At 71.3% G+C, this 22268-nt stretch carries 22 protein-coding genes; 10 read left to right on the forward strand and 12 right to left on the reverse strand.

What is annotated here, in order from left to right; translation table 11 throughout:
- Window positions 1–106: 106 nt before the first annotated feature.
- Window positions 107–1378, forward strand: a complete 1272-nt coding sequence (locus tag OG386_RS20595) for an alpha/beta hydrolase family protein (RefSeq protein WP_328789371.1) — start codon at window positions 107–109, stop codon at window positions 1376–1378.
- Here OG386_RS20595 and OG386_RS20600 read toward each other — a convergent pair.
- Entirely contained in the window at window positions 1375–2262 is an 888-nt protein-coding gene (locus tag OG386_RS20600) for an NAD(P)-dependent oxidoreductase (RefSeq protein WP_328789372.1), read from the reverse strand. The genes OG386_RS20595 and OG386_RS20600 overlap by 4 nt on opposite strands.
- Before the next feature lie 117 nt (window positions 2263–2379).
- On the opposite strand from OG386_RS20600, the gene OG386_RS20605 reads away from it, so the two are divergent.
- Complete coding sequence (locus OG386_RS20605) at window positions 2380–2973, forward strand: TetR/AcrR family transcriptional regulator (RefSeq protein ID WP_328789373.1); 594 nt, start codon at window positions 2380–2382, stop codon at window positions 2971–2973.
- Between the two features lie 32 nt (window positions 2974–3005).
- Here the strand turns inward: OG386_RS20605 and OG386_RS20610 are convergent, their stop codons facing one another.
- From OG386_RS20610 to OG386_RS20625, 4 genes are all read right to left on the reverse strand, one after another.
- Window positions 3006–4019, reverse strand: coding sequence for a hypothetical protein (locus OG386_RS20610; RefSeq protein ID WP_328789374.1), 1014 nt, complete (start codon window positions 4017–4019; stop codon window positions 3006–3008).
- A 98-nt stretch (window positions 4020–4117) separates the two neighbouring features.
- Complete coding sequence (locus tag OG386_RS20615) at window positions 4118–5110, reverse strand: ABC transporter substrate-binding protein (RefSeq protein WP_328789375.1); 993 nt, start codon at window positions 5108–5110, stop codon at window positions 4118–4120.
- Between the two features lie 32 nt (window positions 5111–5142).
- Complete coding sequence (locus OG386_RS20620) at window positions 5143–5814, reverse strand: ABC transporter permease (protein WP_328789376.1); 672 nt, start codon at window positions 5812–5814, stop codon at window positions 5143–5145.
- A 4-nt stretch (window positions 5815–5818) separates the two neighbouring features.
- Entirely contained in the window at window positions 5819–6565 is a 747-nt protein-coding gene (locus OG386_RS20625) for an ABC transporter permease (protein ID WP_328789377.1), read from the reverse strand.
- A gap of 153 nt (window positions 6566–6718) precedes the next feature.
- Between OG386_RS20625 and OG386_RS20630 the strand changes: the two genes are divergently transcribed.
- Window positions 6719–7681 (forward strand): ABC transporter ATP-binding protein, encoded by a 963-nt coding sequence (locus tag OG386_RS20630; RefSeq protein ID WP_328789378.1) that lies wholly within the window; start codon window positions 6719–6721, stop codon window positions 7679–7681.
- Window positions 7682–7807: 126 nt separating this feature from the next.
- On the opposite strand, the gene OG386_RS20635 is transcribed toward OG386_RS20630, so the two are convergent.
- Window positions 7808–8917 (reverse strand): alpha/beta hydrolase, encoded by a 1110-nt coding sequence (locus OG386_RS20635; protein WP_328789380.1) that lies wholly within the window; start codon window positions 8915–8917, stop codon window positions 7808–7810.
- Between the two features lie 152 nt (window positions 8918–9069).
- Here OG386_RS20635 and OG386_RS20640 point away from each other — a divergent pair, with 152 nt between their 5' ends.
- The 6 genes from OG386_RS20640 (at window position 9070) to OG386_RS20665 (ending at window position 14062) form a co-directional block, all read left to right on the forward strand.
- Window positions 9070–10917, forward strand: coding sequence for a phosphatidylglycerol lysyltransferase domain-containing protein (locus tag OG386_RS20640; RefSeq protein ID WP_328789381.1), 1848 nt, complete (start codon window positions 9070–9072; stop codon window positions 10915–10917).
- Between the two features lie 174 nt (window positions 10918–11091).
- On the forward strand, window positions 11092–11964 hold the full coding sequence (folP, locus tag OG386_RS20645; protein WP_266603375.1) for a dihydropteroate synthase: 873 nt from the start codon (window positions 11092–11094) through the stop codon (window positions 11962–11964).
- A gap of 25 nt (window positions 11965–11989) precedes the next feature.
- A complete protein-coding gene (locus OG386_RS20650) occupies window positions 11990–12433 on the forward strand; it encodes a nuclear transport factor 2 family protein (protein WP_327383985.1) in 444 nt (147 codons plus the stop codon).
- Between the two features lie 129 nt (window positions 12434–12562).
- Window positions 12563–12922 carry a dihydroneopterin aldolase gene (folB, locus tag OG386_RS20655; RefSeq protein ID WP_030010912.1) on the forward strand — a complete coding sequence of 120 codons (360 nt, stop codon included), beginning with the start codon at window positions 12563–12565 and terminating at the stop codon, window positions 12920–12922.
- Complete coding sequence (folK, locus tag OG386_RS20660; RefSeq protein WP_328789382.1) at window positions 12919–13527, forward strand: 2-amino-4-hydroxy-6-hydroxymethyldihydropteridine diphosphokinase; 609 nt, start codon at window positions 12919–12921, stop codon at window positions 13525–13527. Before folB ends, folK begins: the two co-directional genes overlap by 4 nt.
- Window positions 13528–13576: 49 nt before the next feature.
- Window positions 13577–14062, forward strand: a complete 486-nt coding sequence (locus OG386_RS20665; RefSeq protein WP_328789383.1) for a DUF3180 domain-containing protein — start codon at window positions 13577–13579, stop codon at window positions 14060–14062.
- A gap of 42 nt (window positions 14063–14104) precedes the next feature.
- Here the strand turns inward: OG386_RS20665 and folE are convergent, their stop codons facing one another.
- The 6 genes from folE to dacB all read right to left on the reverse strand — a co-directional run bounded on the left by folE (window position 14105) and on the right by dacB (window position 21609).
- Window positions 14105–14713, reverse strand: coding sequence for a GTP cyclohydrolase I FolE (folE, locus tag OG386_RS20670; protein WP_136234095.1), 609 nt, complete (start codon window positions 14711–14713; stop codon window positions 14105–14107).
- Between the two features lie 104 nt (window positions 14714–14817).
- Complete coding sequence (gene ftsH, locus OG386_RS20675; protein WP_327383988.1) at window positions 14818–16845, reverse strand: ATP-dependent zinc metalloprotease FtsH; 2028 nt, start codon at window positions 16843–16845, stop codon at window positions 14818–14820.
- A 209-nt stretch (window positions 16846–17054) separates the two neighbouring features.
- The gene (gene hpt / locus OG386_RS20680; protein ID WP_030010907.1) at window positions 17055–17615 is read right to left on the reverse strand and encodes a hypoxanthine phosphoribosyltransferase; all 561 of its coding nucleotides are present in this window, start codon (window positions 17613–17615) and stop codon (window positions 17055–17057) included.
- A gap of 65 nt (window positions 17616–17680) precedes the next feature.
- Window positions 17681–18718 carry a tRNA lysidine(34) synthetase TilS gene (gene tilS / locus OG386_RS20685; protein ID WP_327383989.1) on the reverse strand — a complete coding sequence of 346 codons (1038 nt, stop codon included), beginning with the start codon at window positions 18716–18718 and terminating at the stop codon, window positions 17681–17683.
- Between the two features lie 231 nt (window positions 18719–18949).
- Entirely contained in the window at window positions 18950–20092 is a 1143-nt protein-coding gene (locus OG386_RS20690; protein ID WP_328789384.1) for a zinc-dependent metalloprotease, read from the reverse strand.
- Window positions 20093–20130: 38 nt separating this feature from the next.
- Entirely contained in the window at window positions 20131–21609 is a 1479-nt protein-coding gene (gene dacB / locus OG386_RS20695; protein WP_328789385.1) for a D-alanyl-D-alanine carboxypeptidase/D-alanyl-D-alanine endopeptidase, read from the reverse strand.
- Between the two features lie 133 nt (window positions 21610–21742).
- Between dacB and OG386_RS20700 the strand changes: the two genes are divergently transcribed.
- Window positions 21743–22237 (forward strand): inorganic diphosphatase, encoded by a 495-nt coding sequence (locus OG386_RS20700; protein WP_030756147.1) that lies wholly within the window; start codon window positions 21743–21745, stop codon window positions 22235–22237.
- Window positions 22238–22268: the final 31 nt, after the last annotated feature.

Below are 22268 nucleotides of genomic sequence, written 5' to 3' on the forward strand. Positions count from 1 at the left end.
TTCCCCTGACCCGGCGGACTCCCCCGGCCGTCTGGGGGATAACCCCCTCGGCCGACGGGTGTTGCCGGGATGTCGGGGCGCGGCGGGCGTCCGTAGCGTTCCCGGCATGACGATCACGCAGCACAGCAAGCAGCACCGCCGGCAGTGGCTGCGGCGCGGCGCCGCAGCCGTGGCCCTCGCCGCCGTCCTCGGCGGGATCGCCGCCCCGGCGGCGCTGGCCGCGCCCGCCGCACGGGCCGCCGCATCCACCGCGTCCACCGCCCGGGGCGACCTGGTCTCCGTCGTCCCGCTGGACACCCTCGACCGCGACCAAGTCGTCGCCGAACTCGCCGTGCTGGGAATCGACCCGGCCACCGTCCGCTACGGCGTGCGCGCCTACCGGCTGACCTACGCCACCGTGGACCCGCAGGGCCGGCCCACCACCGCGACCGGGCTGCTCGTCCTGCCGCGCGGCGGCCCGCACCGCCCCGACCTGGTCTCCGACACCCACGGTACGGTCGCCACCCGCGACGACGCCCCGTCCGGGGGCGCCGGCTCCAACCGGCTCACCCCCTACCTGCACGCCTCCGCCGGCCGGGCCGTCGCCGCACCCGACTACCTGGGCCTGGGCGGCGGCCCGGGCAGCCACCCCTACATGGACACCCGGTCCTCGGTCACGGCCTCCGTCGACATGCTGAAGGCCGCCCGCACGGCCGCCGACCGGCTGGGACGCCCGGTCAGCCGGGACGTGTACGCCACCGGCTTCTCCCAGGGCGGCCAGGTGGCGATGGCCCTGGGCCGCGAGCTCTCCCGCGGACGGGACGGCCTGCGGCTGCGGGCGCTGGCCCCGATGGCCGGGCCGCACGACCTGCTCGGCACCGAGTTCCCCGGGCTCACCGACGGCCGGGTCGATCCGCGCGTCGGCGTCTTCTACCTCTCCTACTTCCTCACGGCCCAGAACCGGCTCCACCCGCTGTACGGGGACCCGGCCGAGGTGTTCCGCGCACCCTATGCACAGGCTGTGGAAGGCCTCTTCGACGGGAGCCACCAGGTCCAGGACATCGTGGCCGCGCTCCCGGCGACGCCGCAGGAGCTGCTGACCCCGCAGTGGGTCGAGAACATTCGGAGCCCGCGCGGGGCCCTGCTGGAGGCCATACGGGCCAACGACGGCGTCTGCGACTGGAAGCCCGCCGCGCCCGTACGCCTCTACGCGGGCGGCGCCGACACGGACGTACCGGCCGCCAACTCCCGCGCCTGCGCCGCCGATCTGGCCCGCCACGGGGTCCGGGCGAAGGTCGTGGACCAGGGCCCGGACGCCGACCACACGGCCACCGCGGTCCGCTCGGCGCCCCAGGTGGTCCGCTGGTTCGACGCGATCCGCCAGGGCCGGTCCAGCTAGGGCTTGCCGCCCAGCAGGCCGACCAGGCGGGAGCTGCTGTCCTCGCCGAAGCCCGCCTCGACACCGCGCCGGTAGAGCTCGGCGTGCGCGGCCAGGATCCCGGTGTCCACACCGGAGTCCGCGGCCGTGTGCAGGACGTGCTCGACGCTCGCGGCGCACATCGCGAGGCGCTGGTGCTCACCGCCGTGGTCGTCGGCGTCGATCAGCGGGGTACCCCCGGTGTAGAAGCCGCGCATGGTGTCGGCCGTGTAGCCGGCGTACGGAAGGATGTCGGTCGCCGTCAGCCCGTTGGCGCGGGCGACGGCGACCGCCTGGTACCAGCCGGTGTAGGCGGTCCAGAAGAGGATCATGTTGAGCTGGTAGTAGAGCTGCGCGTAGCCGGGGTCGGCGCCGCGGTAGTCGGTGGCGGCGAGCAGGTCGAGCGCGGCGCGGTGCTCCTCGTAGACCTCCTGCGGGCCGCTGATGAAGATCGATGACCCCTCCTGTCCGATGCCGGTCGGCGGCACGTTGACCCCGCCGGTGAGGTACGCGGCCCCGCGCTCCTCGGCCCACCGGGCGGCGGCGCGGGCCTTGTCCGGGACGTCCGAGGACAGGTTGACCAGCACGCGGCCGCCGAGGTCGCTGTCGCCGAGCGTGCCGTACATGGCTTCGACGTCGATGAGGCTGAGCACGGTCAGTCGGCTCGCGGCGACGGCTTCGGCGATGCCGGCGGCGCGGCGGGCCCCGCGGGCGACGAGCTCGTCGTCCTTGCCCGCGCTGCGGTTCCACACGGTGACCTCGTAGCCGGCGTCGAGATAGGCGGCGGCCATGGCGCGGCCCATCGGGCCGAGCCCCACGACGGTGACCTTGGCGGCCTGGGCCCGGGTGGTGCGGATCTGGTTCATGACGGAGTTCTCCCCCAACGCATCGTCTAGAACGAACGCTCTATCTAGCGCTCGGGACGACCGTAGCACGGGACTAGAACGAACGCTCTATCTAGATTCAGCGGTAGGATCGCGCCCATGGCGACAGCAGCGACGACCACAGCACCCGGGACGCGCGACCGGCTGGTGCGCACCGCATCCCGCCTCATGCAGCACGGCGGATACGAGAACACCCCGATCAAGCAGCTCGTCCGCGAGGCCGAGGCCACCCTCGGCTCGCTGTACCACTTCTTCCCGGGCGGCAAGCAGGAACTCGCGGTGGCCGCGATCCACTTCGGCGACGAGGAGTTCGCGGAGCTGCTCCGCGCCGGGCTCGCCGCCCACACCGACCCCGCCGAGGCGGTCGAGGGCGTGGCCGTCGTGCTCGCGCAGGCGCTGGAGGACTCCGACTGGCGCGACGGCTGCCCGGTGACGGCCACCGCCCTGGAGACGGTCGGACGCCTCCCCGAGCTCCAGGCGGCCTGCGCCCTGGCCTTCGCCAACTGGCAGCACCTGGTGGCCGCGAAGCTCCTGGCGTCGGGCTACCCGGAGGCGGACGCCCGCGACCTGGCCATCACCGTGATCAACACGCTGGAGGGCGCCGAGACGACCTCGCAGGTCACCATGAGCCGCACCCCGCTCCTGGTGGCGGGCCGCCACCTGGCCCGGCTGGTGGCCTCGTACCGGGACTGATCCCGGGATCGGGCGGGGAGGAGCGCCGGGACCTAGGAGATCGCGGTCCGGAGGCGGACCACGTCGATCGGCTCGGTCTCGTCGTGAGCCGTCAGGTCGATGACCTGGCCCACCGCGCGGGTCTCGTCGGTCGCCGGCTTGAACTCCGGCTCGGCCACGGCCTCGGCGGACTCGGCCTTGTGCACCGCGAGGGCCTCCGCACCGACCACGTCGGCCAGGTCCTCGTTCTGCACCGCCTCGATCACCGCGCGGGCCTGCGCCGCGTTCTTGGTGCCGAAGAAGTCGAAGCCGCCCTCGACGCGGGAGGCCGTGCGCCGCTGGGCCGCGTACGGGGCCACCGCGGCCGCCGGACGGCGCGCGGGGACCGAAGAGGGCGCGGCAGCGGGGGCCGGGGCCTGGCCACGGCCGGGACCGGGATCGAGCTCCGGGGCCGACGGCCCCGCGGGCAGCGCCCGGGCCGCCTGCCGGCTGCGGGCCAGCGCGTCCAGGGCCGAGTGGGCCCGGGCGTAGCCGACCGCGGTGGGCGCGCCCGCCGAGGTGCGTTCCTCGGTGACGGCCGGAAGCTCCTTCGGTGCGGCGGCCGGCGCCGCGGAGGCCTCGATGGCCAGCAGCCGGCGGCCCTCCAGAGCGCTGGCGCGCTCGGTCTCGGCGGTCGCGTACCTCCGCAGCAGCGCCGCGTGTTCGCCGCGCAGGCCCGCCAGTTCGACCCGCTTGGCGCGCAGCTTGGCGTCGAGCCTGGCCCGCAGCATCCGGGCCTCTTCGAGCTCGGATTCGAGCTCGGCTATCCGCTCGTCCGTCCGCCACTCGTCCTTGACCCGCTCGCGCGCGAGCTCGGCGACGCGGCGGCCCGCCGAGCGGTCCCAGGCGCGCATGACGACGGCGCCGGCGACCCCGGCCGCCGCCGTGACGGCCACGAGGAGCCGGAGCGCCATCGGTTCCGCCAGCAGCCAGGCCGCGCCGGCGCCGACGACGGATACACCGGCCACGGTCGTCGGCGTGAGCAGCCGGTGCAGGGGTTCGGGATTGCGGTGGCGTCCACGGGGCATGGCCCGAAATTTACAGGGCATGGGGGTCGAGTGGGATACCCGCCCGGCAAACTCTTCCCGGGCAGTTAAGCCACTTTTCTCCATCAACCCCGTGCGCGCTACTTCTTCAGCAGGCCCTTGGACTCCAAGTAGGCCTTCGCGACGTCGGCCGGCTTGGCCCGCTCGGCGTCGACCTTGCGGTTCAGGTCGACCAGATCGGCCGTCGTGAGCGCCTTGGTCAGCTTGTCGAGCGCGGCGGCGACCTCCGGGGCCCCGGCGTCCTTGGCGTTGACCACCGGCAGGACGTTGTCGGCGTTCTGGAGCTTCTTGTCGTCGTCCAGCAGGACCAGGCCGTAGCTCTCGAGGGTGGCGTCGGTGGTCGTGGTGAGCACGAGCTGGTCGGCGCCGTCCTTGACCGCCTGCTTGGCCTGCGGGGTGCCGACGCCCTTCGGGTCGATGCCGGAAACTTGAATTCCGTACGTCTTCGTCAACCCGGGCGCGCAGAAGGGACGGACGCTGCATTCGTCGCCCGCCGCGATCTTGACCTTGAGTCCGGACTTGCCGAGGTCGGAAAGCGTCTTCAGGTTGTTCTTCTGGGCGAATTCCTTGGTCACGGCGAATGCGTTCTGATCGACCGCTTCACCGGCGGTCAGCGCCTTCAGGCCGAGCGGGGCCGCGAGCTTCTCCAGGCCCGCCACGGTCGCCGCGACGTCGCTGGAGGCGACCGGCTTCTCTTCGGGCGCCTTCGGGCCGTTGACCTTGGCATTGAGGAACTCCGCGAGCGTGGCCGCGTACTCCGGGACGACGTCGATCTCGCCCTTCTCCAGCGACGGCTCGTACAGCTCACGGTTGTTGACCGTCTTGATCGACGTGCTGTAGCCCGCGTCCTTGAGGACCTGCGCGTACAGCTCGGCCAGCACGTTCGACTCGGTGAACCCGGCCGCGCCGATCACCAGGGCGCCCTTGCCGCCGCCCGCGGACGAGGAGGAGTCGGCGGAGGCCGAACCGCCGTCCTTGCTCTTCTCCAGGCTGTCGCCGCCGCACGCGGCCAGCGACACCGTCAGGGCCAGGGCGCCCAGGGACGCGCCGAGGACGCGCGTGGTCTTGGTCATGGAGGTACTCCGTTCGAGGCGATGGACAGGAATCAGCGGGACGCCGCCGCCCGCGGCAGCAGCAGCCGGTCCGCCGCCACCAGCGCGCCCTCCACCAGCAGGGCGAGCGCGGCCACCAGCAGGGCGCCCGCGACGACCTGCGGGGTGTTGTACGTGTTGAAGCCGGCGGTGATGATCCGGCCGAGGCCGCCCTGGCCGACCATGGCGGCGATCGTGGCCGTGGCGATGACCTGCACGGCGCCCGAGCGCAGCCCGGTCATCACCATGGCGCGCGCGAGGGGCAGTTCGACGCGCAGGAAGAGCTGGGTCCCGGACATGCCCATGCCGCGGGCCGCCTCCACGACCGAGCGGTCCACCTCGCGCATGCCGACGTACGCGTTGGTCAGCAGCGGTGGAACGGCGAAGAGCACGAGCGCGGCGATGGTGGGCAGGTAGCCGGCGTTGCGCAGCGGGGAGACCATGAACAGCGCCAGCACCGCGAAGACGGGGACGGCCCGGCCGATGTTGGAGATGTTGATCGCGAGGGTGCCGCCCTTGCCGAGGTGGCCGAGGAGCAGGCCGATCGGCAGCGCCACCGCGCAGGCGATCGCGAGCGCGACCGCGCTGACGTAGACGTGCTCGCCGAGCCGGTGCCAGACACCGCTCTCCCCCGACCAGTTGGCCCCGTTCGCCAGCCAGTCCCAGGCCCCTGTGATCACGTCCACGACTTCAGGCCTCCTTCGCCGGAGCCGCAGCGGACGCCGATGCCGATGCCGATGACGGCGACGGCGACGAAGCCGCGGGCCGGGCGCCGGCCCGGGTCCACGGGGTGAGCAGCCGCTGTACGCCGAGCAGCAGCAGGTCGGCCACGAGCGCGAGCAGCACGCACAGCACCGAGGCGGTGAGCACCTGCGCCTTGAAGGAGCTGTTCACGGCCGGGGCAATGAGATTGCCGAGGCCGCCCTTGCCGACGATGGAGCCGACCGTGGTCAGCGCGACCGTCGAGACGGTCGCGATCCGGACCCCGGCGAGCAGCGCGGGCAGCGCGAGCGGCAGTTCGACCTGCCACAGCAGGCGCCCCGGGCCGTACCCCATGCCGCGGGCGGCCTCCCGCACGTCCTCGGGGACGGCCTCCAGGCCGGCCAGGACGTTGCGGACCAGGATCGTCAGCGAGTACAGCACCAGCCCGGTCACCACCAGCGCCGCCGAGAGTCCGAAGACCGGCAGCAGCAGGGAGAACATGGCAAGCGAGGGGATCGTGTAGAGGAGGGTGGTCAGGCCCAGGACGGGCGCCGCCCAGTGGCGGCCGCGGCGGGCCAGCAGGGCGAGCGGCACGGACACGGCGATGCCGATCAGGACCGACACGCCCGTGATCCAGATGTGTTCGAGGGTGGCGTCGGTGAGCTCCTGGGAGCGGGAGGTGACGTAGTCCCAGCAGATCCAGTCGTTCGCCACCAGGCAGTTCTGTGCCGCCATGCCCCTCACCCCCCACCCGTCATTCGAACGTACGCATTCACGGTCACCCGTTACGGCGACCCTAACCCCCGCCACCCCCAATGGCCGGAATCCTTCGCAGGGGGGCAACACGCCCTTCACAAATCACCGGCCGCCGTGCGGAAAGATGGGTTCGTGATCCGATTCGAGCACGTGACCAAGCGCTACCCCGACGGGACGACAGCCGTCGAGGACCTGTCCTTCGAGGTGGCGGAGGGTGAGCTGGTCACGCTCGTGGGACCGTCCGGCTGCGGCAAGACGACCACGATGAAGATGGTCAACCGGCTGATCGACCCGACCTCCGGCCGGATCCTGCTGAACGGCGAGGACATCGCGGCCGCCGATCCGGTCGAGCTGCGCCGCCGGATCGGGTACGTCATCCAGCAGGTCGGGCTCTTCCCGCACAAGACGGTGCTGGAGAACACGGCGACCGTGCCGCAGCTGATCGGCACCCCGAAGGCGCGGGCCCGCGCCCGGGCGGCCGAGCTGCTGGAACTGGTGGGCCTCGACCCGGCCGTGTACGGGGGCCGGTACCCGGAGCAGCTGTCCGGCGGGCAGCGCCAGCGCGTCGGCGTGGCCCGCGCGCTCGCCGCCGATCCGCCGGTGCTGCTGATGGACGAGCCGTTCGGCGCGGTGGACCCGGTGGTGCGCGAGCGGCTGCAGAACGAGTTCCTGACCCTGCAGAAAACGGTGCGCAAGACGATCCTGCTGGTCACCCACGACCTGGAGGAGGCGATCCGGCTCGGCGACCGCATCGCGGTCTACGGCACCGGCACCATCGAGCAGTTCGCCCGCCCGGCGGCCGTGCTCGGGGCGCCCGCCACCGACTACGTGGCCTCCTTCGTCGGCGCCGACCGGGGGCTCAAGCGGCTCGCGGTCACCGCGGTCGGGGCGGCCGACCTGGCCCCGGCGCAGGGAGAGGATCCGGCGGCCTCGGTGGAGTTGGGGTCGACGCTGCGCGCGGCGCTCGCCGCCCTGCTGCAGGAGGACTCGGGGCGGATCGGCGTCACGGACCCCGAATCCGGCGCGCTGGTCGGCGTACTGACGCCGGAGGGCGTCCACCGGGCGCTGCGCCGGGCCCAGCTGCAGGAGGCATGACTCCGGAAGGACGCCGGAAGGACGCCGAAAGGGCGCCGGGCGGCCCCGGAAACAGCGGTGACCGGCCTCGGGAGGCCGGTCACGGGTGTCGGGCGGTCGGGGTGCCGGGTGTCGGCACGCGGCGGGTCAGGCCTGGATGCGGCCGCTCATCCACATCAGCATCGGCGGGATCTCGCGTCGCCACGTGTTGAAGTTGTGGCCACCGCTGTCGAGGATGATGGAGGAGACCCGGTCCGGGCCCTGCACCTTCTTGATGAACTTCTTGGTGTCGGCGAGGTTCGGCTCGCCCTTCTCGCTGCTGGTCACGAGGAAGGACGTACCGGTCGGCTTCTTGTGCTCGACGCTGTGCAGGACGTCCGCACGCTTCTTCAGCTTCTCGTCCCCGTGGAACAGGTCACCGGTCGTCGGGTCGTCCGGGGCTTCGTAGTACGCCGACAGACCCGCGGCGGCGCCGAAGGTCTGCGGGTAGTGCGCGGCGATCTTCAGGGCGCAGTAGCCGCCCGTGGAGTTGCCGATGAAGCCCATGTTCTGGGGCTTCTTGCCGACCCGGAAGGTGTCCGTGATGGCCTGCGGGAGGTCCTCGCCGAAGAAGGTCTCGGTCTGCGGGCCACCGGGTATGTCGACGCACTCGGTGTCACGCGGCGGCGCCACGGTCGGGCGCAGCATCACCAGGATCATCGGCTTCATCTTGCCCGACTTGGACAGGCTGAAGGCCTTCATCGGGTAGTCGAGCCCTTTGATGAGGTTCTCGGCGGTGCCCGGGTAGCCCGTCAGGACGATGGACGCGGGGAAGTTCTGGTCCTTGTGCTGGGGCTGGAAGTACTCCGGCGGGAGCCAGACGTAGCCGGGGCTCGTTATCTTCGACTTCTGCCCGGTTATGGCAACCTTCAGGATCTGACCACCGACCTGGGGCTTGGCGCCACCGGGTACGTCCAGCTTCTGCTTGTCGACGACCTTGATGTCCTTGCTGCTCATCGAGTGGTCGACGACCTTGCCCATGGACGTCTCCTGACCGAGCAGGTCGGCCCAGGAACCGTAGAAGAGGAACGACTTGTTAGCCGCCAGCCCCACAGCCGAGAACAGCGCCAGCTGGGTCGCCAGCAGCAGCCCGATGCGGCCGGCGAACGCGCGCCAGGTGCGGCCCGAGAGCTTCGGCCAGAACCACACCGTGGCCGCGAAGAGCAGCACACCGACGAGGATGGCCAGCGCCAGAACCGTATTACTGGTGAGACCCATGAGCAGTCAGTCGACTTTCTGGTGGCAGGACTGTTTTTTTACGACGAAAGAGTGAACCCGCTCCTCGTCGATGTCGTCCTAAGGGACGCACCACACACCGGAGGCTGTCGCGGCCTTCGGCCACATGATCTCTCGCGGAGCAACGGGAAGCGATGTCTAGCAGGATAGATGGCGATAAGTCGGGACAGGTTCCGAGCAGGGTCCGCCGAATCCTCCGAGGCCCACAGCCGGAGTCGGTGCCCGGCCTGGTAGGTACGGCCGTCATGATCGTCGGCCTTCTGGACGTCGCAGCAGGGGTGTTCCCGCGTTTCCGGCACAGCCGGATCCACGCGCTCGCCGAGGTGCTGCCGGTGTTCGGCCCCTTCGCAGCGGCCCTCGCCATCAGCGCGGGCGTACTGCTCCTGCTGCTCGCGCACGGCCTCAAGCGCCGCAAGCGCCGGGCCTGGCGAGCGGCGGTCGTGCTGCTGCCGGCCGGTGCCGTGGCGCAGTTCCTCTACCGGCACTCGATCCCCGGCGTGGTCATCGCAGCGCTGCTCTTCGTGCTGCTGCTGCGCCACCAGAACGAATTCAAGGCGCTGCCCGACCCGCGCAGCCGCTGGAAGGCCCTCGCCAACTTCGTGGTGATGAGCGCCGGATCCATCGGGCTCGGCCTGCTCATCGTGAACGTCCACCCGAACCGGGTCGTCGGCAACCCGAGCCTGTACGAGCAGATCACGCACGTCGTCTACGGCCTCTTCGGCTTCGAGGGCCCCGTCGACTACGCGGGCCAGGTGTCCTGGACCGTCGGGTACTCCCTCGGCGCCCTCGGCATGCTGACCGCGCTCACCACCATCTACCTGGCCTTCCGTCCCGAGCACCCGGCCGCCCGGCTCACCGCCGACGACGAGGGCAAGCTGCGCGAGCTGCTCGCCAAGCACGGCGGCCGCGACTCGCTCGGCCACTTCGCGCTCCGCCGCGACAAGGCCGTCGTCTTCTCCCCCAGCGGCAAGGCCGCCGTCACCTACCGCGTCGTCTCCGGTGTGATGCTCGCCTCCGGCGACCCCATCGGCGACGTCGAGGCCTGGCCCGGCGCGATCGAGCGGTTCATGGAGGAGGCCAAGGCCCACTCCTGGACCCCGGCCGTCGTGGGCTGCAGCGAGACCGGCGGCGAGGTCTGGACCCGCGAGACCGGTCTGGACGCCCTGGAGCTGGGTGACGAGGCGATTGTCGATGTCAAAGACTTCTCCCTCGCGGGCCGTCCCATGCGCAATGTCCGCCAGATGGTGAAGCGCATCGAGCGCAACGGTTACACCACCCAGGTCCGCCGGGTCAGCGAGCTGACCGACGAGGAACTGGAGCGGGTCCGCGGCGCGGCCGAGGCCTGGCGCGGTACCGACACCGAGCGCGGCTTCTCGATGGCCCTGGGCCGGGTCGGCGAGGAGGGCGACGGCGACTGCTTCATCGCCACCGCGCACCGCGTGGAGGAGGGCGACACCAGCCCGTTCGGCGACCTGAAGGCCGTCCTGCACTTCGTCCCGTGGGGCAAGGACGGCATGTCGCTGGAGCTGATGCGCCGCGACCGCGCCGCCGACCCCGGCATGAACGAGCTGCTGATCGTGGCCTCGCTCCAGGCCGCCCCCGACCTGAAGATCGAGAAGGTCTCGCTGAACTTCGCGATGTTCCGCGCGGCCCTCGCCCGCGGCGAGAAGATCGGCGCCGGCCCGGTCCTGCGGATGTGGCGCGGCCTGCTGGTCTTCCTCTCCCGCTGGTTCCAGATCGAGTCGCTCTACAAGTTCAACGAGAAGTTCCGCCCCCGCTGGGAGCCGCGCTTCATGGTCTACCGCAACAGCCGCGACCTGCCCCGCATCGGCTTCGCCGTGATGCAGGCCGAGGGCTTCGTCACGGTGGCCCTGCCCCGGCTCTTCGCCAGCCGCCGCCGTCCCAAGCCGGTGCGCACCTGCGCGCACAACCACATGACGACCGTGCCCAAGCAGCCGGAGCGCGAGGTCCAGCCCGCGTAGCCCTCGCCGGGCGCGGGCCGGTACGGGCCGAGAACCCGGCAGCAGCCGGGGGAGCCCGACGCAGCCCCGAACGCCGGACAGGGCCCCGGCGCCCTCGCACCGCCCGGCCAGGGCAAGGGCGGTGCGAGGGCGCCGGGGCCCTGTCGTATCCAGGTCAGCCCTACCCTTGGACCTATGAACACGAAGCGCGGAGCCACCGGCAGGGGCCGGGTCGCAGGTCTGCCGGACTGGGACCGCTGCGCGGTCATGGGCGTCGTCAACGTCACTCCCGACTCCTTCTCCGACGGCGGTCGGTGGTTCGACACCACCGCCGCGGTCAAGCGCGGCCTCGACCTCGTCGAGCACGGCGCCGACCTCGTCGACGTCGGCGGCGAGTCCACCCGGCCCGGCGCCTCCCGCGTCGACGAGGAGGAGGAGCTGCGCCGGGTCGTCCCCGTGGTCCGGGGCCTGGCCTCCGAAGGCGTCACCGTCTCCGTGGACACCATGCGCGCGGCCGTCGCCGCCCGGGCCGTCGAGGCAGGCGCGACCCTGGTCAACGACGTCAGCGGCGGCCTGGCCGACCCCGGGATGATCCCGGCCGTCGCCGCCGCCGAGGTGCCCTTCGTCGTGATGCACTGGCGCGGCTTCAGCGCCGACATGAACAGCCTCGCCGTCTACGACGACGTGGTCGCCGAGGTCACCGCCGAGCTGCGGACCCGGATCGACGCGGTCGTGGCCGGCGGGATCGCCCCCGAGCGGCTCCTCGTCGACCCCGGCCTCGGGTTCGCCAAGAACGCCGAGCACGACCTGGCCCTCGTCGCCCACCTGCCGGAGCTACGCGCGCTGGGCTTCCCGCTGCTGGTCGCCGCGTCGAGGAAGCGTTTCCTCGGCCGGGTCCTGGCCGGCGGGGCCGACACCACCCCGCCGCCCGCCCGCGAGCGGGACGCCGCCACGGCCGCCGTCTCCGCGATCGCCGCCCACCAGGGCGCCTGGGCCGTACGGGTGCACGAGGTACGGGCGACCGCGGACGCGGTTCGAGTGGCCCGTGCCGTGGAAGGCGCACTCTGATCCGTACTCACCGACAAGGAGCACCGTGAGCAGAACCGACATCGAGGCGGTCGAAGAGGTCAACACGGCCTTCTACGAGGCAATGGAGCGGGGGGACTTCGACTCACTGTCGGCGCTCTGGCTGGAGGACGAGATCTCCTGCGTCCACCCCGGCTGGCCGGTGCTCTCGGGCCGCGGCGAGGTCCTGCGCTCGTACGCGCTCATCATGTCGCACACCGACTACATCCAGTTCTTCCTCACCGACACCAAAGTGGCCGTAATAGGCGATACCGCCCTGGTGACGTGTACGGAGAACATCCTCAGCGGCGGCCCCGCCGAGGACAGCGGGGAGCTCGGCCCGCTCGTCGGCCAACTGGTCGTCGCGACGAATGTGTTCCGACGCACATCCGAGGGCTGGCGACTCTGGTCCCACCACGGTTCTCCCGTCCTCACGGAGTCCGACGAGGACGACGAGGACGACGCCTCCTGACCCCTTCGGCGGGAGCCGGAGTATTTCGCAGGTAAATTCGAAGACGGACGACGCCGACCGCACTCGGCGCAGCCATGGCCCCGGGGAGCCCCGGGACCGGAAGCACCTACCAAAGCAGGAGTGATTCGCGTGGATCGTGTCGCGCTGCGCGGCCTCAAGGCTCGCGGGCACCACGGCGTCTTCCCCCGGGAACGCGAGGAAGGCCAGACCTTCATCGTCGACCTCGTGCTGCACCTCGACACCCGCCCCGCGGCGGCCGGAGACGACCTGGCGAAGACCGTGCACTACGGGGTCGTCGCCGAGGAGGTCGTCGACGTGGTCCAGGGCGAGCCCGTCGACCTGATCGAAACCCTGGCCGAGCGAATCGCCCAGCAGTGCCTCAAGCACGAAGCGGTGGCGCAGGTGGAGGTCGTCGTCCACAAGCCGGACGCGCCCATCACCGTCCCCTTCGACGACGTGACCATCACGATCACCCGGAGCCGCGCATGAACAACGGACTGAACGCTCAGAGCGACCCCACCGTCCAGCCGGTCCCCGCCTCCGTCGTGGAGGCGGTCGACGCGGCGGACGTGACCCTGTCCAACCCCAAATGGGCCGTGATCGCGCTCGGCGCGAACCTCGGCAACAGGCTGGAGACCCTGCAGGGTGCCATCGACGCCCTCGGGGACACGCCCGGCATGCGGGTCAAGGCCGTCTCCCCCGTCTACGAGACCGAGCCGTGGGGCGTCGAACCCGGTTCGCAGCCCTCGTACCTCAACGCGGTCGTCGCCGTGAAGACCACCCTGCCGCCGTCCTCGCTCCTGGAGCGCGCGCACGCCGTCGAGGAGGCCTTCGACCGCGTCCGCGAGGAGCGCTGGGGGCCGCGCACGATCGACGTGGACATCGTCGCGTACGCCGACCGGGTCTCCGACGACCCGGTGCTCACCCTCCCGCACCCGCGCGCCCACCAGCGTGCCTTCGTACTGGCCCCCTGGCACGACATCGACCCGGAGGCCCAGATCCCGGGCCGCGGCCCGGTCACGGCACTGCTGGCCGAAATCGGCCTGGTCGGCGTGGAACCGCGCCCCGACCTGGAACTCCACCTCCCCGAGTAGTCGTTAGTAGCCTGTTCACGGCTACTCGCTGAAAGTGGGGAACGGGCAAGTGAAGCAACTGAGGCCGGCGGTCCTGGCGGGCATCTTCGTGGTCGCCGGCGTCCTGTCCTGGGCGGGCGCGCGCTTGTGGAACGCCTACGGCACCCTGCCGGGCGTTCCGCTGGCCGCGCCGATCGTCCTGGGCGTCATCGCGGCGGTGCTGCTCGCCACGGCCCTGTCCATGCGCGCCCGCCTCAAGGCCCAGCGCGAGCGCCGCCCGGGCGCCAAGGGCGTGGAGCCGCTGATGGCGGCCCGCGCGGTGGTGTTCGGGCAGGCCAGTGCGCTGGTGGCCGCACTGGTGGCGGGCATGTACGGCGGTGTGGGCGTCTTCCTGCTGACCGACGCCCTCGACGTCCCCGCCCGCCGCGACCAGGCCTGGTACGCCGGCTTCTCGGTCCTGGCGGGCATCGCGGTCATCGCCGCGGCCCTCTTCCTGGAGCACGTCCTCAAGCTCCCGGAGGACGAGGACCCGGGCAAGGCCCCGGCCCGGGCCTAGGGTCCAGACCAGCCGTAGGGCCCCACCCGGAAGCGCAGCGGCTCAGCGGGCCATGATCAGGGACATGGCCTCGTTGCGGGTGGCGGGGTCGCGGAGCTGGCCGCGGACCGCCGAGGTGATGGTCTTCGCGCCGGGCTTGCGGACGCCGCGCATGGTCATGCACATGTGCTCGCACTCGATGACCACGATGACCCCGCGCGGGTCCAGGATCTCCATCAGGGAGTCCGCGATCTGCGTGGTGAGGCGCTCCTGCACCTGGGGGCGGCGGGCGAACACGTCCACGAGGCGGGCCAGCTTCGACAGGCCGGTGATCTTGCCGTCGGTGGACGGGATGTAGCCGACGTGCGCCACCCCGTGGAAAGGGACCAGATGATGTTCACACGAACTCATGACTTCGATGTCCTTCACGAGGACCATCTCGTCGTGGCCCAGGTCGAACGTCGTGGTCAGGACCTCTTCCGGCTTCTGGTAGAGGCCGGCGAATATCTCCCGGTACGCCCGCGCCACGCGCGCCGGGGTCTCCAGCAGGCCCTCTCGGTCCGGGTCCTCGCCGACCGCGATCAGGAGCTCGCGGACCGCCGCCTCGGCGCGCTTCTCGTCGAACACGCCGATCGTGCCCTCGTCGCCGGTCAGGGTCACTGGGTCGGTCATCTCATCCTCGTTCCTGTCCGCACACGCGGTCGTACAAATGTGCCGCGCCCCCCAGGCTAGAACCTGGGGGGCGCGGCTTCCATTCCGGGTGGGTCGGCCGCCCGTTACTCGGGGCGGTCCTCCGGAGCCACCTCGATGCCCTTCTCCGTGGAGACCGGCGCGACACTGGCCGACGTGCCGTTCGCCGAGTTCGTCAGCTGGAGCTCCTTGGGAGAGAGCACCGGCGGACGGGTGGAGGGGGTGCGGCGGGAGGAGCCGGTCCACGCGGGACGGGCCGGACGCTTCACGATCGTCGAGAAGATCTCGGCGATCTGCTCCTTGTTCAGCGTCTCCTTCTCCAGCAGCGCGAGGACCAGGTTGTCGAGGACGTCGCGGTTCTCGACCAGGATCTCCCAGGCCTCGTTGTGCGCGGTCTCGATGAGCTTCTTGACCTCTTCGTCGACCAGCGCCGCGACCTCTTCCGAGTAGTCCCGCGGGTGCGACATCTCGCGACCCAGGAACGGCTCGGTGTTGTCGCCGCCGAACTTGATCGCACCGAGACGCTCGGTCATGCCGTACTGCGTGACCATGGCCCGCGCCGTGGCGGTGGCCTTCTCGATGTCGTTCGCCGCGCCGGTGGTCGGGTCGTGGAAGACCAGCTCCTCCGCCGCGCGCCCGCCCAGCATGTACGCCAGCTGGTCGAGCATCTCGTTGCGCGTGGTGGAGTACTTGTCCTCGTCGGGCAGGACCATGGTGTAGCCCAGGGCCCGGCCGCGGGACAGGATCGTGATCTTGTGGACCGGGTCGGAGTTCGGAGAGGCCGCCGCGACCAGGGCGTGTCCGCCCTCGTGGTACGCGGTGATCTTCTTCTCCCGGTCCGACATGATCCGGGTCCGCTTCTGCGGGCCCGCCACGACGCGGTCGATCGCCTCGTCCAGCGAGTGGTTGTCGATCAGCTTCTTGTCCGAGCGGGCCGTGAGCAGCGCGGCCTCGTTCAGGACGTTGGAGAGATCGGCACCGGTGAAGCCGGGCGTGCGACGGGCGACGGCGCCGAGGTCGACGTCCGGGGCGACCGGCTTGCCCTTCTGGTGGACCTTGAGGATCTCCAGACGGCCCTGCATGTCCGGACGGTCGACGGCGATCTGCCGGTCGAAGCGGCCCGGGCGCAGCAGCGCCGGGTCGAGGATGTCCGGGCGGTTCGTGGCGGCGATCAGGATGACGCCGCCCTTCACGTCGAAGCCGTCCATCTCGACCAGCAGCTGGTTGAGGGTCTGCTCGCGCTCGTCGTGACCGCCGCCGAGACCCGCACCGCGGTGCCGGCCGACGGCGTCGATCTCGTCGACGAAGACGATCGCCGGGGCGTTGGCCTTGGCCTGCTCGAACAGGTCGCGGACACGCGAGGCGCCGACACCGACGAACATCTCGACGAAGTCGGATCCGGAGATCGAGTAGAAGGGGACACCGGCCTCGCCCGCGACGGCACGCGCGAGCAGGGTCTTTCCGGTGCCGGGCGGACCGTAGAGGAGCACGCCCTTGGGGATCTTGGCGCCGACGGCCTGGAACTTCGCCGGCTCCTGCAGGAACTCCTTGATCTCGTGGAGTTCCTCGACGGCCTCGTCCGAGCCCGCGACATCGGCGAACGTGGTCTTCGGGGTGTCCTTGGTGATGAGCTTGGCCTTGGACTTCCCGAAGTTCATGACTCGGGAGCCGCCACCCTGCATCTGGTTCATCAGGAACAGGAAGACAACGACGATGAGCACGAAGGGCAGGAGCGAGAGCAGCACGCTCAGGAACGGGCTGGTCTTGTCCGGCGTGACGGAGTATCCGTCCGGGATCTGACCGGCGTCGTACTTGGTCTGGAGGCTCTGGGCGAGCTGGACGCCCTGATCCCCGATGTAGTTGGCCTGGAACTTGGTGCCGTCGTGCTTGCCGAGCTTCTCGCCTTGCTTGAGCTCGATCTTGATCATCTGGCTGTCGCCGGTGGTCAGCTTGGCTGTCTCCACCTGGCCAGTGTTGATCGCCTTGATGACCTCGCTGGTGTCCACCGACTTGTAGCCGCCGCCGGAGCCGACGACATTCATCAACACGACCACGGCGAGGACGGCCAGCACGATCCACATGACCGGCCCACGGAAGTATCGCTTCACGTCCATCCATACGGGACGCCAGGCGTCCCGTCCCTCCTGCCCGTAGGTAAATGCTGCTGTGAGTAAAGACTGTTCTTCGGAATGTACCCCTGAATTGTCACCCGCGGCCCTGTGGGACGGCTGACAGACCCGTCTTCCCCTGCTTCAACGGCGGGGAACGCCCCCAGGTTCCCCGCGGACTGCCGGGGTTCCCGGGGGCGGGAGCGGGAGCGGGATCAGCCGCCGTAGACGTGCGGGGCGAGCGTGCCGACGAACGGCAGGTTGCGGTACTTCTCCGCGTAGTCCAGGCCGTAGCCCACGACGAACTCGTTGGGGATGTCGAAGCCGACCCACTTCACGTCGATCGCGACCTTGGCTGCCTCGGGCTTGCGCAGCAGCGTGACGACCTCCAGGGAGGCCGGCTGGCGGGAGCCCAGGTTCGACAGCAGCCAGGACAGCGTCAGGCCCGAGTCGATGATGTCCTCGACGATCAGGACGTGCTTGTCCTTGATGTCGGTGTCCAGGTCCTTGAGGATCCGCACCACGCCGGAGGACTGGGTTCCGGCGCCGTACGAGGACACCGCCATCCAGTCCATCGTGAGCGGGGTGGACAAGGCACGCGCCAGGTCCGCCATCACCATCACGGCGCCCTTGAGCACACCGACGATGAGCAGGTCCTTGCCCGCGTACTCCGCGTCGATCTTCGCGGCCAGCTCGGCCAGCTTCGCGTCGATCTCTTCCTTGGTGATGAGCACCGACTGGAGGTCGTTGCCCATGTCCTTCTCGTCCACCCGCATCACTTTCGTTGTCGGCCGGGGCTCCGGGGGCGACCCCGGAGGACTCAGCCGTGTTTCAGCACCAATCAGCCCTGCCGGATGACAAGTCTGCCACCCTGCCGCTGGGCCTCGACCCGGCCGGGCAGGTTGATGGCGCCCTGACCCCGCCATCCGGTGATGAGGCGGTCGACTTCTTCGATGTGGCGGGCGAAGAGGGAGCCCGCGGGGGAACCCGCCGCGACGACGGCCCTGCGCAGCACGCGGCGGCGGACGGCCGGGGGCAGGGCGTAGAGCTTGGCGCACTCCAGGCGGCCGTCCGCGTCGCGCACGCCGGTCTCCGCCTCGGCGGCCCAGGCGTCCAGGGCGTCGGCGTCGTCCCGGGAGAGCTGCGCGGTGCGGGCGAGTGCCTCGACGACCCCCTTGCCGAGCGCCTTCTCCAGGGCGGGCAGTCCCTCGTGGCGCAGCCGGGAGCGGGTGTAGGCGGGGTCGATGTTGTGCGGGTCGTCCCAGACGGGGAGGGACTGGACCATGCAGGCCTTGCGGGCGGTCTGCCGGTCGATCTGGAGGAAGGGGCGGCGGTAGCGGTTCGTGCGGCCCGCGCTGCCGCCGGAGACCTCCGGCATGCCGGAGAGCGAGCGGATGCCGGAGCCGCGGGCCAGGCCCAGCAGGACGGTTTCGGCTTGATCGTCCCGGGTGTGGCCGAGCAGTACCGCGACGGCGCCGAGGCGGTCCGCGGCTTCGTCCAGGGCCCCGTAGCGGGCGTCGCGGGCGGCGGCCTCGGGTCCGCCGTCGCGACCGACGCGCACGGCGACGGACTCCACCGGGTCGAGGCGGAGCGCGGTCATGCGGCTGACGACCTCGGCGGCGCGCAGGTCGGAGCCGGGCTGCAGTCCGTGGTCGACGGTGACGCCGCCGGCCCGGATGCCGAGCTTGGGGGCCTCGAAGGCGAGGGCGGAGGCGAGCGCCATGGAGTCGGCGCCGCCGGAGCAGGCGACGAGGACGAGCGGCAGGGAGCCCCCGGCGCGGCGGGGGCCGGCGGGACTGCCCGTGTGGTCGGTGAGGACGTCGTGGAGTACGCGGCGGACCGCCAGGCGTATCGCCGCGACCGCAGGATGGGGACCCATGTCCGGTGCCCTTCGATGGAGTTCGGATGCCTCGGAGGCGTTGGGGTGGTGTGCCGGGGTGCCGGAGTGCTGCTGCCCGGATGCCCCGCGGAACGGGAGGATGTCACTCAGAGTGCGTCGATGGTGACAGAACCGAGCCGTTCCCCGAGCATCGCACGCCCTTCCACGGCCCACGGTCCCTCGGACGGGTGACGCTGCTTCCCCCAGTGAGACATGTTTACGCCCCCTGTGTCACTCCGCTTCGCTCGGTTCGCTCCCCTTGCGGTGCACCCGGGCCACCCAGTCGGCGGGCCTGGCGATCTCGGCCTTGGTCGGCAGTGTGTTCGGGGAGGTCCACACCCGGTTGAAGCCGTCCATGCCGACCTGGCCGACGACGGCGCGTACGAAACGCTCGCCGTCGCGGTACTGGCGCAGCTTGGCGTCGAGGCCCAGCAGCTTGCGCAGGGCGGCGTCGAGGCGGCCGGCCCCGCTGGCCCTGCGCTGCTGGAACTTCTCCCGGATCTCGGCGACCGAGGGCACCACCTGGGGGCCGACCCCGTCCATCACGAAGTCGGCGTGGCCCTCCAGGAGGGACATGACGGCGGTGAGCCGGCTCAGGATCTCGCGCTGCTCGGGGGTCTGCACGAGCTCCACGAAGGAGCGTCCCTCGTCGCCGTGCTCGGCGTCGGGGCGGGCGCCCGCGAAGGACTGGGCGGCCTCACGGATGCGTTCCAGCACGGTGGACGGGTCCATTTCGGTGGCGCCGAGGAACGTCTGGATTTCGCCTTCGAGGTGCTCGCGCAGCCACGGGACGGCCGTGAACTGTGTACGGTGCGTCTCCTCGTGCAGGCAGACCCACAGCCGGAAGTCGTGCGGGTGCACCTCCAGCTCGCGCTCGACGTGCACGATGTTGGGCGCGACGAGCAGCAGCCGGCCGCCGGCGGCGGAGGCGGGCAGGTCCCTGGAGACGGGCGCGAAGGTCTCGTACTGGCCCAGGACCCGGGAGGCCAGGAAGCTCAGCAGCATGCCCAGCTCGACGCCGGTGACCTTGCCGCCGACGGTTCCGAGGACGGCTCCGCCGGGGGCGCCCGCACGGCGGTCCTGCATCTTGCCGAGGAGCGGCTGGAGCAGCTCGCGGAAGCCGGCGACGTTGGCCTTGACCCAGCCGGCCCGGTCGACGACCAGGACGGGCGTGTCGGGGACGGCCGACCCCTCGGGGATCATCCGGGTGAACTCGCGCACGTGCCGTTCCGAGGTCCTGGCGTGCCGTCGTAGCTCTGCCACGACGGCCCGCGCCTCGTCCCGGGTGACCTCCGGGCCGGGTCGTACCAGTCGGGTCGCGGTCGCCACCGCGAGGTTCCAGTCGACCATCTCCGCACCACCGATGCTCGTCATGCGTCAACCGTACGTGGACCGGCCCTCCTGCGGACCCCCTACGAAGCGGTCGCGACGGCCGCGGCCAGCTTGTCGAGGGCCTTCTCGGCGCCCTCGGGGCCGGGGGTGTTCGCCGTCAGGAAGGCGAAGGCGAGGAGTCGGCCGGAGGGGTCGACGACCGTCCCGGAGAGGGAGTTCACCCCGGACAGGGTGCCGGTCTTGGCGCGGAGCAGGCCGGCGGCCGGGGAGCTGCCGGAGTTGCGGGCCTTGAGGGTTCCGGTGAATCCGGCGACGGGCAGTCCGGTGAGGACCGGCCGCAGCTCGGGTCGCTGGGGGTCGGCGGCCTTGGTGAGGAGCCCGGTCAGCAGGCCCGCGCTGATCTTGTCGGCGCGGTTCAGGCCGCTGCCGTCGGCGAAGCGGGAACCGGCGGTGTCGACGCCGAGGGCGGTGAGCCGGTCGGTGACGGCCTGCTCGGCGCCCTCGAAGCTCGCGGGTCGACCGGTGGCGAGGGCGGTCTGCCGGGCGAGGGCCTCGGCGATGTCGTTGTCGCTGCTGGTCAGCATCCGCTCGACGAGCCCGGCGACCGGGGTGGAGAGGGTGACGGCCAGCGGCTGGACGCCGGCGGCGGGTTTGGCCTTCGCCGGTTCGTCGGTGACCTTGATGCCGCGATCGGCCAGCAGGGTGCGGAAGGCCCGGGCGGCGTCCTTGGAGGGGTCGTCGGAGCGGTCCACGGGCCCGGAGGTGGAGTCGTCGGGGCGACCCTCGTCGGCCGTCAGGGCGGTCACCGGGGCGATGTTGGGGTTGACGCCGATCGGGTGGCGGGCGGGGCCGGTGTAGAGGCTGTCGTCGTATCCGAGGGTCACGGTGTCGGTGCCGGCGGCCTTGAGGGCCTGCGCGGTGTCACCGGCGAGGGCGACGAGGCTGCCGCCGGATCCGGCGGGGCTCTTCTTCTTCGCGGTGAGCGAGGGGTCGCCGCCGCCGACCAGGACGATCTGTCCGGGGGCGGCGCCGGGCGTGACGGTGGTCCTGATCCGGTGCTCGGGTCCCAGGGCAGCCAGCACGGCCGCGGCGGTGGCGATCTTGACGGTGGAGGCGGGGGTCATCGCGTCCCGCGCACCGGACTCGTAGAGGACCTGCCCGGTGGCGGTGTCGACGACGGACGCGGTACGGACGGTGCCGAGCGCGGGATCGGCGAGCAGCGGCTTCAGCGCGGCGGCCAGGCCCCCTGCGGCGGCGGGCGCGGCGGGGGCGCTCTGCGCGCGCGGGGCGCCGGGGCCGATCGCGCCGAGCACCCCGGGGGCGCTGGGCGCGGCCTCGGGCAGGGCGCCGGAACCGGGCCCTTCACCGTGATCTGCGCCACCCGTACGGCCCCAGGAGGCGGCTCTGACCCGCTCGGCCTTACGCTGGCCGGAGTCCCAAGGACCGGCGGCGGCCACCGCTGCCACCGACAGGGCGAGGCCGGCAACGGCCGACCCCGCGATGAGCTGCCAGGTCTTGACCAATGGCACCTCGGACCAGCCCCTTTCGCGATCACACATATGCGTGAGGGACACTTAACCACTGCGTCTTGCCGCGAGCATGGCACCCCACCCGGCAGGGCTGGGCCGGACGCGCACGCAGGTGAAACGACGCAGTCCCGAAGCAATGCAGCTGATCATGGAGGAGCAGGACGTGGAGTTCGACGTCACCATCGAGATCCCCAAGGGTTCGCGGAACAAGTACGAGGTGGACCACGAGACCGGCCGGATCCGTCTGGACCGTCGCCTCTTCACCTCGACCAGCTACCCGGCCGACTACGGCTTCGTCGAGAACACCCTCGGCGAGGACGGCGACCCGCTGGACGCGCTGGTCATCCTTGACGAGCCGACCTTCCCGGGCTGCCTGATCAAGTGCCGCGCCATCGGCATGTTCAACATGACGGACGAGGCGGGCGGCGACGCCAAGCTGCTGTGCGTGCCGGCCTCCGACCCGCGTGTGGAGCACCTGCGCGACATCCACCACGTGTCCGAGTTCGACCGCCTGGAGATCCAGCACTTCTTCGAGGTCTACAAGGACCTGGAGCCGGGCAAGTCGGTCGAGGGCGCGAACTGGGTCGGCCGCACCGAGGCCGAGGCCGAGATCGAGGCCTCGTTCAAGCGCCTCGAGGCCCAGGGCGGCCACCACTGAGCTCGCGCTCGGCGGTAACGGGCCGGGGCAT

This window comes from Streptomyces sp. NBC_00273 (assembly GCF_036178145.1).
In the GTDB taxonomy this organism is placed as follows: Bacteria; Actinomycetota; Actinomycetes; order Streptomycetales; family Streptomycetaceae; genus Streptomyces.